This window comes from Xanthomonas sp. NCPPB 1638, assembly GCF_041475635.2.
Lineage (GTDB): Bacteria > Pseudomonadota > Gammaproteobacteria > Xanthomonadales > Xanthomonadaceae > Xanthomonas > Xanthomonas cucurbitae.
Window position 1 is genome coordinate 1,191,593 of record NZ_CM192984.1, and the last position, 12,537, is coordinate 1,204,129.

Genomic DNA, 12,537 nt, shown 5'->3' on the forward strand with positions numbered 1-12,537 from the left:
AACTCTTATTTGCGAAAACTGACGTTATCAGCTACAATTAGGCCCCTTAAAGAGGGGGGGCTCATGCGCGACGTCAGCTTTGCCACTGTCCCGGAGCTTATGGAGGTTCTGGGCCAGCGCCTGCGTTCCCAACGCATCGCACAGTCCCTGACCCAGTCGGAGCTGGCCACGCGCGCCGGCGTATCGGGCAGCGCCATCAAGACCCTGGAATCCACTGGCGCCACGACCCTGGAGACCATGGTACGCATCGTCCATGCCCTGGGCCTTGTCGATGCGCTTGCCGACCTGTTCAGCTTGCAGCCGACCGCCAGTATCGCCGCCATGGAGAAGGCGCAGGCCGCGCAGCGACAGCGCGTTCGCCATCCTCTCAGGTCTGCGTCGAAGGGCCGGCCATGAAGAAGCTCACCGTCTGCTACGAAGGCTGGGCCCAGCACTGGCCCCTGGGCACCTTGGCAGACGACGGGCGCCGGATCATCTTCGAGTATTCGGCAGACGCGCTTGCCAACGGTATCGAGTTCTCACCCAGGCACCTGAGGCTGCGGGCCGAGGCCTACGGGCCGTTTCCGAAAGACGTCGGCTACCTGCCGGGCCTGGTCTACGACTGCCTGCCCGATGGCTGGGGGCTGCTGCTGATGGATCGCCTGTTTCGCAAGGCCGGGCTTGACCCGGCGCGCGTTTCGCCACTGGACCGTCTGGCCTTCATCGGCGCGAGTGCGATGGGTGCGCTGACGTTCGTCCCGCCACGCGACGATGGTGCGCGCGCGGCCCAGTGGAGCTTGCAGCAACTGGCGCAGGCGGCGCAGAACCTCGCCGACGACGACGTGGTCGCGCTGCGCATGCTGGCCCAGGCCGGTGGCTCGCCACACGGCGCCCGTCCCAAGGCGCTGGTCATGTTCGACGCCACGACCCGCATCGTGAGCACCGCCAACGATGCCGCTGGCGAGCCCTGGCTGGTGAAGTTTCCAGCCCACTCCGAGCATCGCGAGGTCTGTGCCATCGAGCACGTCTATGCGCAGATGGCGCGCGAATGCGGGATCGTCATGGGGCCGACCGAATACTTCGCACTGGGCGAAAACCTCGCGGCCTTCGGCACCCAGCGGTTTGATCGGGTGGGACAGTTACGGGTGCCTGTGCATTCTCTGGCGGGTGCCCTGCATGCCGACTTCCGCGTCCCCTGCCTGGACTATGAGACCGTGCTGCGCGCCACCGCTTTTTTCACCCAGAACGCCCATGAGGTGATGGCCGCCTTCCGGCTGTGCGTATTCAACGTGGTGTTCAATAACCGGGACGACCACGCCAGGAATTTCTCGCTGCGGATGAACGCGCAGCATCGCTGGGATTTCGCGCCAGGCTACGACCTGACCTTCAATCCTGGCCCGGGCGGCTATCACCAGACGTCGGTGATGGGCGAGGCGCTTGCGCCTGGCAGAACCCACCTGTTGGCCCTGGCGGCCAAGTTGGGCCTGCGTGTTGGCGAGGTGCAGCACATCATCGACCGAACCTGCGCCGTCTCGGAGGGGGTGCCCATGGCGCTGCGCGAGGCCGCGGTGCGGCGCGAGACGGTGGGCGACATTGCAGGTGCCGTCGCCAGCAACGCGCGGCGCTGTCGCGGCGGTTAGCGGGTCTTTGCACGATGGTGTGACGGCATCGCTTCGCCACGACCCGCTATCCAGAGCCGCCCACAAAAGATTCCAGCCGGACACGAGGCCGCGTGGAGCGATTTTGTGACGTCGGATCCGGCTGCGGCGTCGAACAGGCAACCTGGCCCCGCAGGACGCGATGCACGCTCTACGCGTGTCCGAGGCCCCATGACCGTGACGCCAGCGCTGCTGCGCGGTCGCAACGCATTCCGGCCCTGGCTGACTGCGACAGGTTGGCTCGCTGGTTGCCGAATCTGAATTGTTTTACCCTGCTGCGCATCGGCGTGGGGGCGCCGCGTCGTCAAGGGCGCATCCGGCCTGCATGCTTGGCTTTTTCTTTAATCTTCTGGCGGGTGATCTCATGGTGGCATTGCAGCAGCGCTCGATCGACACGATTCGTGGCCAGGAACAGGCCTTGTTGGCGGCCTGGCTAGGCTCCGCTGTGGGCAACGATGCGCGCCTGCCCCGGCAGGAGCTGGAAACCCAGAGCGCACAATTCCTGAACCTGCTGGTGGCCGCGTTGAAGGACGGTGGTAGCAGCCTGGACAGTGCCGAATGGAGCGAGGTCCGTCGTTTCCTGGAAACCCTCTCGCGCGACCGCGCCACCCGCGGCTTCGATTCGCAGGAAACCGCCAACTTCATCTTCTCACTCAAGCGCGTGTTGTTTGCGCTGGTGCAGCGCGAATACGCCAGTGCCCCGGACGAGCTGGGCCAGCAGCTGTGGGCGCTGTCCGAGCTGCTCGATCGCCTGGGCCTGTACACCGTCAAGACGTTCCAGAAGACCCGCGAAGACATCATCGTGCGCCAGCAGGAAGAGATGCTGGAGTTGTCCACGCCGGTGGTGAAGCTATGGGACGGGGTGCTGGCGCTGCCGATGATCGGCACGCTGGATTCGCAGCGTACCCAGGTGGTGATGGAGTCGCTGCTGCAGCGCATCGTCGATACCGGCGCTGAGATCGCCATCATCGACATCACCGGCGTGCCTACCGTGGACACCCTGGTGGCGCAGCACCTGCTCAAGACCGTCACCGCGATCCGGCTGATGGGCGCCGACGCCATCATCAGCGGCGTACGCCCGCAGATTGCGCAGACCATCGTGCACCTGGGGCTGGACCTGCAGGGCATCGTGACCAAGGCCAACCTGGCCGATGCGCTGGCGCTGGCGCTCAAGCGCACCGGTCTGACCGTGAGCAAGGCAGGCTGACATGGAGCGCATCCCGATCCTGCGCATGGGCCAGCTGTTGCTGGTCACCATCCAGGTGGACATGCACGACCAGCTGGCGCTGCAGCTGCAGGAAGACCTGTCGGAAAAGATCAGCTTCACTTCCGCGCGCGGCGTGCTGATCGATATTTCCGCACTGGAGATCGTCGATTCGTTCATCGGCCGCATGATTAGTACCATCTCGGGTCTGGCCGCGCTGATGGGTGCGCAGACCGTGGTCGTGGGAATGCAGCCAGCGGTGGCGATCACTCTGGTGGAGCTGGGGTTGACCCTGCCGTCGGTACGCACCGCGCTCGACGTCGAACGTGGCATGCGCCTGCTGCAGCAACCCGACCGGCATTCATGACGGCCGGCTCGCAACCGGTGCGTACCGAACAGGACGTGGTGCTGGCACGACAGACCGTCCGCAAGCTGGTGGTGCAATGCGGGCTGCGGCTGGTCGATCAGACCAAGCTGGTGACTGCGGCCAGCGAGCTGGCGCGCAACACCGTGATCTACGGCGGTGGCGGCGACATGGACTGGGCATTGGTGGAGAGCGGCATCCGCAAGGGCGTGCAGCTGACCTTCCGCGACGAAGGCCCGGGCATTGCGGACCTGGATCTGGCACTCACCGATGGCTGGACCTCCGGCAGCGGACTGGGGTTGGGGCTGTCCGGCAGCCGGCGCCTGGTGGACGATTTCGTTCTGGAGAGTGCAGCCGGCACGGGCACCCGCATCACCATCACCAAATGGAAGTGACGGTTGCCGGCGCGCTCACCCAGCTGATCCGCGTCGAAGAGATCACCCAGGTAGGGCAGGTGCGCCGCGCCGCGGTGGCGCTGGCCCAGGCCTGCGGATTCGACGAAGCCGCCTGCGGGCGCGTGGCGCTGGTGGCCACCGAGCTGTGCACCAACCTGCTCAACCATGCCGGTGGCGGGCAGGTGCAGCTGTGTCGCGTGGCTGGCCGCGATGGTCCTGGCGTGGAGTTGTGCGCGCTCGATCACGGCCCGGGCTTCGTGCTTGCCGACTGCCTGCCGGACGGCTATTCCACCGGCAGCACGCCCGGTAATGGCCTTGGCGCCGTACAGCGGCAGGCGGCCCTGCTGGATGCGTATTCGGATGCGACCGGTGCGGTGGTGCTGGCGCGCGTCTACGCCGCTCCCGAGACCGCGGCGGACCTGCCTTACGGTGCGATCCGCCTGCCGTTGCATGGCGAAACCGTCTGCGGCGACGCCTGGCAGTTGTGCGTCGATGCGCAGCGCGTCACCGTCACCGTGATCGATGGCCTGGGCCACGGCCCGGGCGCGGCCGATGCCGCCGATGCGGGCGCCCATGCCGCTGCGGTGGCCAGCGGCGAGCCCAGCGAGCGTCTGGCGCGGCTGCATGCCGCCATGTCCGGCAGCCGTGGCGGCGCGGTGGCGGTCATGCAGTTCGATGCCGACACCGGCAGGGCGCGCTTTGCCGGAGTGGGCAATATCGCCGCGATGCTGTGCGATGGCGACGGCGTGCGCGGCATGCCCTCGCATCCGGGCATCGTCGGCGTGCAGTTCCGCAAGGCGCAACCGTTCGATTTTTCACAGGCCGCCGGCAAGGTACTGGTCATGCACAGCGACGGCCTGCAATCGCGCTGGAACCTGCGCGATCACCCGGGGCTGCTGTCGCGCCATCCACGTCTCATTGCGGCGGTGCTGATGCGCGATTACGCGCGCGGCCGCGACGATGCCTGCGTTTTCGTCATGCGCCTGGGAGCCATGCAATGACTGCATCCGGTGCGATACCGGTCAACGATCCGATGGCCGAGCTGGACGCCCTGCGCCAGCAGAACCAGGCCCTGCGCGAGGAACTGGAAGAAACCAACCAGGGCGTGCTCGCGTTGTATGCGGAATTGGACCAGCAGGCCGAACAGCTGCGTGACGTTTCCGAGCTCAAGAGCCGCTTCCTGTCGTACATGAGCCATGAGTTCCGCACCCCGCTGGGCTCGATCCTGAGCATCACCCGGCTGCTGGAAGATGGCATGGACGGTCCGCTCAACGACGAACAGCTCAAGCAGGTGCGCTTTGTCAGCGCCTCCACGCGCGAGCTCAGCGAGATGGTGGACGACCTGCTGGACCTGGCCAAGATCGAGGCCGGGCGCATCACCATCTCGCCGGGCTGGTTCGACCTGATGGACCTGTTCGCCGCATTGCGCGGCATGTTCCGCCCGCTCACCGATGTCGGCACCACCACCTTGATCTTCGAAGATCCGCCGGTGCTGCCGATGCTGTACACCGATGACAAGAAGCTGGCGCAGATCCTGCGCAACTTCATCTCCAACGCGCTCAAGTTCACCCCGCAAGGCCAGGTGCGCGTGATGGCGCAGCTGCAGGACGAGCACCATGTGCGCTTCAGCGTACAGGACACCGGCATCGGCATCGCGCCCGAGCTTCACGAGGCCTTGTTCGAGGATTTCGTACAGGTGGACTCGCCGTTGCAGAAGCGCCTGACCGGCACCGGGCTGGGTCTGTCGATCTGCAAGCGTTTCGCCGAATTGCTGGGCGGGCGGGTGGGTATCAACAGCGTGGTGGGGCAGGGGTCGGAATTTTTCGTGGTGCTGCCGGTGACGCCGGCAGCGGAGAAGGCACTTGGCCAGTAACCAGCACATCCTGGTCGTGGACGACAACGCGGTGACGCGCTATTCGGTGCGGCGCGTGCTCGAGCATCATCGTTTTGTGGTGGAAGAGGCCGGTACCGGTGGCGAAGGCCTGGCCAGGCTGGACGCCCAGCCCTTCGCGGCGGTGGTACTGGACGTCAACCTGCCGGACATGAGCGGTTTCGACATCGTGCGCACGCTGCGAGCCACGCCGCGCACCGCGTTGCTGCCGGTGGTGCACGTCTCGGCCGCCTCGATCGCCACTGGCGACATGATTACCGGGCTGGATGCCGGCGCCGATGCGTACCTGATCCATCCGGTGGACCCCAATGTGCTGGTCGCCACGCTGCGCACGCTGCTGCGCGCGCGCGAAGCGGAGGATGCGTTGCGCGTCAGCGAGGCGCGCTTTCGCGAGATCTTCGAACACATCAGTGCACCGATCGCGGTGGTGGACGCGCAATTGCGCATGCACGAGAGCAACGCGGCCTTCCAGCGGCTGATTGGCGAGGCCAGCCTGAGCGAGGCGATCCGTGCCGCAGCCTCGGATCAGGCGGCCACCGTGCAGGCATTGACCGCCGCGCTGGCGCAGCGCGAACGCTGGAGCGGGGCGTTGACCATCCTGCGCGATGGCAAGCCGCGCGAGACCGAATGGCGGGTCTCGCCATACCGCGAGCCGGATCTGGGCTTGCTGATGGTTGGAGACGTCACCGAGCAGCGCCAGCGCGAGCGCGCGCAACGTCAGGAGCTGGATACCGCCACCACCGAACTGGCGCACCAGATCGCCGAGCGCCAGCGCACCGAGATCCAGCTGCTGCAGGCGCAGAAGATGGAAGCGCTGGGCAAGCTCACCGGCGGCATCGCGCACGACTTCAACAACCTGCTGACCAGCATCATCTCCGGCCTGGACATGATCCAGCTGGCGGTGGAATCCAATCGCGTCGAACGGGTGCCACGGCTTGCCGAAATCGCTACCGGTTCGGCGCACCGCGCGGCGGCGCTGACCCAGCGCATGCTGGCCTTTGCGCGCAAGCAATCGCTGGATGCGCAGCCGTTCGACGTGAACCTGCGCGTGCGCTCGCTGGAAGACATGCTGCGCCGTTCGATTGGAGAGAACGTCGTGCTGGACCTGGAGCTGGCCGAGGCCACGTTGGTGGCGGTGGCCGATGCCAACCAGCTGGAAAACGTGGTGCTCAACCTGGTCATCAACGCCCGCGATGCCGTGCAGGGGCAAGGCCGTATCCGCGTGCAGACCGCCGCGCATACCGCCCACGACGACCCCGAGCTGGACGACGGCGATTACGTGGCGGTGAAGGTGATCGACAACGGCAGCGGGATCGCACCGGCCATCCTCGATCAGGTGTTCGAGCCGTTTTTCACCACCAAACCCATCGGCGAAGGCACCGGCCTGGGGTTGTCGATGACCTATGGCTTTGCCCGTCAGTCCGGTGGCACCGCGCGCATCACCAGCCAGCTGGGCAAGGGCACCACGGTGACGCTGCTGTTGCCGCGCGGGATGACCGCCAGCGAGCTGCCGCCGGCGCCGGTAGCGAGCAACCCGCGCACGCACAATGCACGCATCCTGCTGGTGGACGACACCGACGTGGTGCGCATGATGGTGAGCGAAGTCCTCACCGATGCCGGCTACCTGGTGCTGGAAGCCGAAGATGCCAACGGCGCACTGACCCATCTGCGCACCGAGGTGCCGATCGACCTGCTGGTGTCGGACGTCGGCCTGCCGGGCATGAACGGGCGCGACATGGCCGACGTGGCGCGCACGCTGCGCCCCGGGTTGCCGATCCTGTTCATCACCGGCTATGCAGAAAACGCGATCACCCGGCAGGAGTTCCTTGCCGACGGCATGGCCCTGCTACCCAAGCCATTCAGTCTCAACGACCTGCTCAATACGGTTGGGCAGATGCTCGACTGCAGTGCGCTGAAGCGCGCGTAGCGCGGTGGCCGTGACGGATGGCAGTGCGTGTGCCTGCAGGCAGCGGCACTCATTGCACGAGCCGCTATCCAGCTTTCTCAAAACGGCCTGTTGCGATTGCCGCCTGCGTGCCCTGCGTAGCATGCAGTACCAGGTCGTGCGTTGAAAACGCAGCGATCTACCGCCGGTTTGCAGGGGGGAGCCGTAGCTGCCACCTCGCTGCAACATCGCTGACATATCGTGCGCGCGGCACCCTGCTGCGCCCCTTCCGGCATGCCCATGCCGAACGGACTCATTCTCGCCTCACTCATCCAAGGACTCACCCGCATGCCGCTGTACTCGCCTGTCTCGCCGTCGCTGACGCCCGCTACCTCGCATGCCGTGCGCTGCCGCACCGTAGTGCAGCGCACGCCGCTGGCACGCGCCTGCGCCGGCCTGCTGCTGGCTTCGATGGCGGCCGCCGCATCGGCGCAGCAAACACCGGCAAGCCAGGGTGAGGGCAGCCCGACGGCGCTGGATGCGGTGACCGTCACCGCCGAGCACCGCGAGCAGAACCTGCAGGAGGTGCCGATCTCGGTGGGTGTGGTGCAGGGCGCGGCCATGCGCCAGTACACCGCCGGTGGCGACGACACCTTGCTGGCGCTGTCCGGCCGCGTGCCGGGCTTCTATGCCGAGACCACCACCGGGCGCATCTTCCCGCGCTTCTACATCCGTGGCCTGGGCAACATCGACTTCTATCTTGGTGCCTCGCAGCCGGTGTCCATCATCCAGGACGACGTGGTGCTGGAGCATGTGGTGCTCAAGTCCAACCCGGTCTACGACGTGGACCAGGTCGAAGTGCTACGCGGCCCGCAGGGCACCCTGTTCGGCCGCAACACCACCGCCGGCATCGTCAAGTTCGACACCGTCAAGCCCAGCGACACCTATACCGGCCGCCTCGATGCCAGTTACGGCAGCTACAACACGGTGTCGCTGGATGGCGGCTTCGGCGGGCCTATCAACGATGTGCTGTCGTTCCGCGTCTCGGCGTTGTACCAGCATCGCGACGACTGGGTGGACAACACCTTCGCCGGCAGCAGCGCCGACGGCACGCGCACCCCGCGCAAGGACGCGATGGGCGGCTACAACGACCGCAACGCGCGCCTGCAAGTGCTGTTGAAGCCCAACGAGGCGTTTTCGGTGCTGGGCTCGGTGCATACGCGGGACTACGACGGTACCTCCACGCTGTTCCTGCGCAATGCGGTCACCCGTGGCAGCGACACCGTGGACGTGCCGCGCGATCGGGTGGCCTACGATGAAGCGCACGACAATCCGCAGGCGTACCAGACCGACGGCGGCTCACTTAAGGCGATCTACGACTTCGGCGGCGTGTCGCTGACCTCGATCACCGCCTACGAAACCACCTCCGGCTACAGCCGTGGCGACACCGATGGCGGTGCGGCGGCCAACTTCCCGGTCAATTGCGTGCCGAACGGGTTCGGTCAGTCGATGGGCCAGATCCGCGACCTGGACCAGTACACCCAGGAACTGCGTCTGGCCAGCCAAGGCGACCAGGCGCTGCAATGGCAGGTAGGCGCGTTCTACTTCGACGGCCGCGACACCACCGATTTCTATCAGCGTGCGTATTTCCTGCAGACCGCCGCGCGCAATCCCAACAACTGGGTGCGCCTGCGCAATACCAACACCTCGTGGGCCGGCTTCGGCCAGCTCAGCTACAAGGCCACCGACGCACTGACGCTGACCGCCGGCATCCGCCAGACCAAGGACAGCAAGGAAACCCGCCTGCTCAAGAGCGCCGACACCGCCGCCGGCGTGGTGACCTACCGCGGCCGTCGCGACGTGCGCCTGTCCGACACCCAGCCTAGCTGGGACCTCAGCGCCATGTATGCGTTCAACCCGGAGCTGAGTGTGTATGCACGCGTTGCGCGCGGCTTCCGCGGCCCTACCATCCAGGGCCGCAGCGCGGTATTCAATTCGGATTTCACCACCGCCGATTCGGAAACCATCCTGTCCTGGGAAGCCGGCATCAAGAGCAGCCTGTTCGACAATCGCCTGCGTTTGAATGTCAGCGGCTTCACCTACACCGTGGATGACATCCAGCTCAACGGCAACGATTCGGACGGCAACGGCGTGCTTTTCAACGCCGACAAGGCCAAGGCCTACGGCCTGGAAGCGGATCTGGACTGGCGCCCGATCTCCAACCTGTCGCTCACCGCCGGCCTGAGCCTGCTGCATAGCGAAATCAACGACACGCGCGTGTTTGCGCAGGCGTGCGCGCTCAATGGCGTGGTGGTGTGCACGGTCAACGACCCCACCATCCGCGTGGGTGCCAACACCTTTGCGCAGATCGACGGCAACCCGTTGCCCAATGCGCCCAAGTACAACCTCAACCTGGCCGCGCGCTACGATATTCCGGTGGGCAACGACGGTGCGTTCTTCGTGTCCACCGACTGGAACAGGCAGGGCGAGACCAGCTTCGTGCTGTACGACTCCACCGAGTTCCGCGCCGACGGCAATTTCGAAGGCGGCCTCAAGCTGGGCTATACCGGCGGCTACGGAGCGTGGGAAGTGGCGGCATTCGCGCGCAACATCACCAACGAAAAGAACGTCAAGGGTGTGATCGAAAACTACATGGCGGCGGTCTATAACGAACCGCGCATCGTGGGCGTGTCAGTCAACGTCAACTGGCAGTAACCCCTGCCTGTTGCACCAGCAAAGCCAGCGGCGTGGAGGCGCCGCTGGTTCTTTTCAGGTCAGCGTTGGCTCAGGACTGAACGCACCCAGCTGACTATCTGCGCGCTGCTCACTGCGCCGGAATGCCGGCCGATCTCGTGCCCGCCGCGCAGCACCAGCAGGGTGGGAATGCTGCGAATGCCAAAGCGCGTGCCCAGCGCCGGATGCAGGTCGGTGTCCACCTTGGCCAGCCGCACCTGCGGCTCCAGCGTCACTGCGGCCGCGGCGAATTGCGGTGCCATGCTCAGGCATGGCCCGCACCACGGCGCCCAGAAATCCACCACCAGTGGCAGCTGGCTGCGCACGGCGTGCTTGTCGAAATCGACGCCTGACAAGGCCACCGGCGCACCGAGAAACAACGGGCGATGGCAGTGGCCGCAGTTGGGCGCATCGTGCAGACGCGCCCGCGCAATGCGGTTCATTGACGCGCAGCTCGGGCAGGCAATCAGCAGCGGGGCGTCGGTCATGCAGGGTCTCCGGTGGTCGGGCAGGGCGCTCGCCTGGTTGCGCCACCGTGGCGGCGAACGCGGCGACAGGCCGCCAGTGTAGCCACCACGACGCGCGACGGCGGCGTCATGCCCCCAGCCGCACCGTACTGCATGGTGCACTGCGGCTGGAGCCCACGCCGCGTGCTCAGGCCGACTGCCCCAGCACCACGGTCGGAACGAAGCCGCCGTAGATCATGCGCTTGCCGTCGAAGGGCATCGGGTTGACCGACGGGTCCATGCGCGGGTCCTCCATCATCTTGCGCATGCCTTCGTCGCGGGTGGCCTTGTCCGGCCATTCGATCCAGGAAAACACCACGGTCTCGTCCTCGGTGGCCTGGATCGCGCGATAGAAGTCGGTCCATTGCCCGTGCTGGACATCATCGCCCCAGCACTCCACCACGCGCAGCGCGCCATATTCCATGATGAGCGCATCGCCCATGCGGGCGTGCGCGATGAAGGCGTCCTTGTTGGCCGTCGGCACGGCAAGCACAAACCCATCGATATACGACATAACCACCTCCGCAGACAGGGTGCATGGCGTGCACCCGAGGATGAGCAAGGGATGTTAGTGCGACCAAGAACGTGGGACGCAGTGCGGGCAGGAGCGTGCATCCAGCGCACTTGCCGCACGAGCATACGGTGCCTGCGGCCGGTCGGCACTGCTTGAGTTGGCTGTCACGCGCTGTATGCCGCTGGCAACGCCGGTCGGGCTTGCTCGCACGGCTGCGGATGGCTGGCGCTGGCTGGGTTTGGCCGATGGCAGCCCCCAAACTTCGCTGCTCGGGCAGGACCTCCATCGGTGGGTGGCTGCCCCTGCAGAATGCGGTCGGTGCCCACTGTGAGGTGCGGGCACCGGAACCCGCGCGGCGGTCAGGCGGCCAGGTTGTGGCGGCGCAGCCGGGCTTCGAACACCACCTCGTCGCCTTCGTTGCGGGCCTGCAAGGTACCGCCGTGCGCCTTGACGAACTGGTCGGCAATGAACAGACCCAGCCCCAGACCCTGGCTGGCGTGAAAGCTCGCCTTGAATGGCTCGAACAGGCGCGGCATCAGGCTGTCCGGGAGATGCCCGGCATTGCGTACCGACAGCCGCAGCGTGTCGGCCTCGCGCCCGTCCAGATGCACCTGCACCGGATGCTGGCCGCCATGCAGCACGGCATTGCCGACCAGGTTGGACACCACCTGTGCCAACCGATCGCCGTCGCCATCGCCTTGCAGGTCGCCCTCGGTGCGCAGGTCGATGGTGGTATGCGGATTGGCCTGCGCCACTTCGCCGACCACGCCATGCGCCACCTCGCCGAAATTGCAGGGGCCGAACTGCATCGGTAAGCCGTCGGTGCGCAGGCGCGAAAAATCCAGTAACTGTTCGACCATGCGCGCCATGCGGCGCGCGCTGCTTTCAAGATGGTCGAGCGTGCGTGCCGCCGAGCTGTCGGCCTCCACGTCCAGACTGAGCTTGTCGGTGCACAACAGGATCACCGACAGCGGCGTGCGCAGGTCGTGGGTGAGTACCGCCATCATGGTTTCGTTGAGCGTGAGCGCGCGTTCCAGCGAGGCGTTGCGTGCCTTGAGCAGGCGTCGCTGCTGATACAACTCGATGAACACGTTGACCTTGCTCAGGATCACTTGCGGCTCGATGGGCTTGTGCAGGAAATCCACTGCCCCGGTCTCGTAGCCCTGGAAAGCGCGCATCGGGTCGTTCGGTGAAGCGGTCAGGAAAATGGGCTCATCGCGGATTCGTGTGGGTGCCTTGAGGCCCCTGAATCTGCGTTGAGCCTTGGAAACAGGCCCTTTCCACCGTCCCAGAAGGTGGTACATCCTGTGCTGACTTCTTGACGCGGTGTTCTGCATGAAAACGGGCCGTCGGCTGAGTGAGTTGTTTTCCTTCCCTGGCTTCGCGGCGGAGTCCACGCTCAAGGGCG

11 protein-coding genes and 1 pseudogene are annotated in these 12,537 nt (G+C 65.9%); 9 read left to right on the forward strand and 3 right to left on the reverse strand.

What is annotated here, in order from left to right:
• Positions 1–63 precede the first annotated feature (63 nt).
• The 9 genes from ACCQ13_RS05170 to ACCQ13_RS05210 all read left to right on the forward strand — a co-directional run bounded on the left by ACCQ13_RS05170 (position 64) and on the right by ACCQ13_RS05210 (position 10,091).
• Entirely contained in the window at positions 64–396 is a 333-nt protein-coding gene (locus ACCQ13_RS05170; RefSeq protein ID WP_104602141.1) for a helix-turn-helix domain-containing protein, read from the forward strand.
• A complete protein-coding gene (locus ACCQ13_RS05175) occupies positions 393–1,619 on the forward strand; it encodes a type II toxin-antitoxin system HipA family toxin (protein WP_104602140.1) in 1,227 nt (408 codons plus the stop codon). The genes ACCQ13_RS05170 and ACCQ13_RS05175 overlap by 4 nt, the downstream gene beginning before the upstream one ends.
• A 382-nt stretch (positions 1,620–2,001) precedes the next feature.
• The gene (locus ACCQ13_RS05180; protein WP_159406761.1) at positions 2,002–2,844 is read left to right on the forward strand and encodes an STAS domain-containing protein; all 843 of its coding nucleotides are present in this window, start codon (positions 2,002–2,004) and stop codon (positions 2,842–2,844) included.
• Position 2,845: 1 nt separating this feature from the next.
• Entirely contained in the window at positions 2,846–3,208 is a 363-nt protein-coding gene (locus ACCQ13_RS05185; protein ID WP_104602138.1) for an STAS domain-containing protein, read from the forward strand.
• Positions 3,205–3,600, forward strand: coding sequence for an ATP-binding protein (locus ACCQ13_RS05190; RefSeq protein WP_104602137.1), 396 nt, complete (start codon positions 3,205–3,207; stop codon positions 3,598–3,600). The genes ACCQ13_RS05185 and ACCQ13_RS05190 overlap by 4 nt, the downstream gene beginning before the upstream one ends.
• The gene (locus tag ACCQ13_RS05195) at positions 3,591–4,601 is read left to right on the forward strand and encodes an ATP-binding protein (RefSeq protein ID WP_104602136.1); all 1,011 of its coding nucleotides are present in this window, start codon (positions 3,591–3,593) and stop codon (positions 4,599–4,601) included. The genes ACCQ13_RS05190 and ACCQ13_RS05195 overlap by 10 nt, the downstream gene beginning before the upstream one ends.
• Positions 4,598–5,473 (forward strand): sensor histidine kinase, encoded by an 876-nt coding sequence (locus ACCQ13_RS05200; RefSeq protein WP_104602135.1) that lies wholly within the window; start codon positions 4,598–4,600, stop codon positions 5,471–5,473. Before ACCQ13_RS05195 ends, ACCQ13_RS05200 begins: the two co-directional genes overlap by 4 nt.
• Positions 5,463–7,418 (forward strand): response regulator, encoded by a 1,956-nt coding sequence (locus ACCQ13_RS05205; RefSeq protein ID WP_104602134.1) that lies wholly within the window; start codon positions 5,463–5,465, stop codon positions 7,416–7,418. The genes ACCQ13_RS05200 and ACCQ13_RS05205 overlap by 11 nt, the downstream gene beginning before the upstream one ends.
• 306 nt (positions 7,419–7,724) lie before the next feature.
• Positions 7,725–10,091 (forward strand): TonB-dependent receptor, encoded by a 2,367-nt coding sequence (locus ACCQ13_RS05210; RefSeq protein WP_104602133.1) that lies wholly within the window; start codon positions 7,725–7,727, stop codon positions 10,089–10,091.
• Positions 10,092–10,150: 59 nt separating this feature from the next.
• Here ACCQ13_RS05210 and trxC read toward each other — a convergent pair whose 3' ends face one another.
• The 3 genes and pseudogenes from trxC to ACCQ13_RS05225 all read right to left on the reverse strand — a co-directional run.
• A complete protein-coding gene (gene trxC / locus ACCQ13_RS05215) occupies positions 10,151–10,597 on the reverse strand; it encodes a thioredoxin TrxC (protein WP_104602132.1) in 447 nt (148 codons plus the stop codon).
• Between the two features lie 166 nt (positions 10,598–10,763).
• On the reverse strand, positions 10,764–11,129 hold the full coding sequence (locus ACCQ13_RS05220; RefSeq protein ID WP_104602131.1) for a DUF1428 domain-containing protein: 366 nt from the start codon (positions 11,127–11,129) through the stop codon (positions 10,764–10,766).
• 359 nt (positions 11,130–11,488) lie between these two features.
• Positions 11,489–12,349 (reverse strand): annotated as a pseudogene (locus tag ACCQ13_RS05225) (sensor histidine kinase); the annotation flags it as partial.
• Positions 12,350–12,537 lie beyond the last annotated feature (188 nt).

What these genes read in the sequence shown, in the direction of transcription:
- ACCQ13_RS05195 (WP_104602136.1), top strand. Translation starts at nt 3,591, where the DNA reads ATGGAAGTGACGGTTGCCGGCGCGCTCACCCAGCTGATCCGCGTCGAA.
- trxC (WP_104602132.1), bottom strand. Translation starts at nt 10,597, where the DNA reads ATGACCGACGCCCCGCTGCTGATTGCCTGCCCGAGCTGCGCGTCAATG.
- ACCQ13_RS05170 (WP_104602141.1), top strand. Translation starts at nt 64, where the DNA reads ATGCGCGACGTCAGCTTTGCCACTGTCCCGGAGCTTATGGAGGTTCTG.
- ACCQ13_RS05220 (WP_104602131.1), bottom strand. Translation starts at nt 11,129, where the DNA reads ATGTCGTATATCGATGGGTTTGTGCTTGCCGTGCCGACGGCCAACAAG.
- ACCQ13_RS05180 (WP_159406761.1), top strand. Translation starts at nt 2,002, where the DNA reads ATGGTGGCATTGCAGCAGCGCTCGATCGACACGATTCGTGGCCAGGAA.
- ACCQ13_RS05185 (WP_104602138.1), top strand. Translation starts at nt 2,846, where the DNA reads ATGGAGCGCATCCCGATCCTGCGCATGGGCCAGCTGTTGCTGGTCACC.
- ACCQ13_RS05200 (WP_104602135.1), top strand. Translation starts at nt 4,598, where the DNA reads ATGACTGCATCCGGTGCGATACCGGTCAACGATCCGATGGCCGAGCTG.
- ACCQ13_RS05210 (WP_104602133.1), top strand. Translation starts at nt 7,725, where the DNA reads ATGCCGCTGTACTCGCCTGTCTCGCCGTCGCTGACGCCCGCTACCTCG.
- ACCQ13_RS05190 (WP_104602137.1), top strand. Translation starts at nt 3,205, where the DNA reads ATGACGGCCGGCTCGCAACCGGTGCGTACCGAACAGGACGTGGTGCTG.
- ACCQ13_RS05175 (WP_104602140.1), top strand. Translation starts at nt 393, where the DNA reads ATGAAGAAGCTCACCGTCTGCTACGAAGGCTGGGCCCAGCACTGGCCC.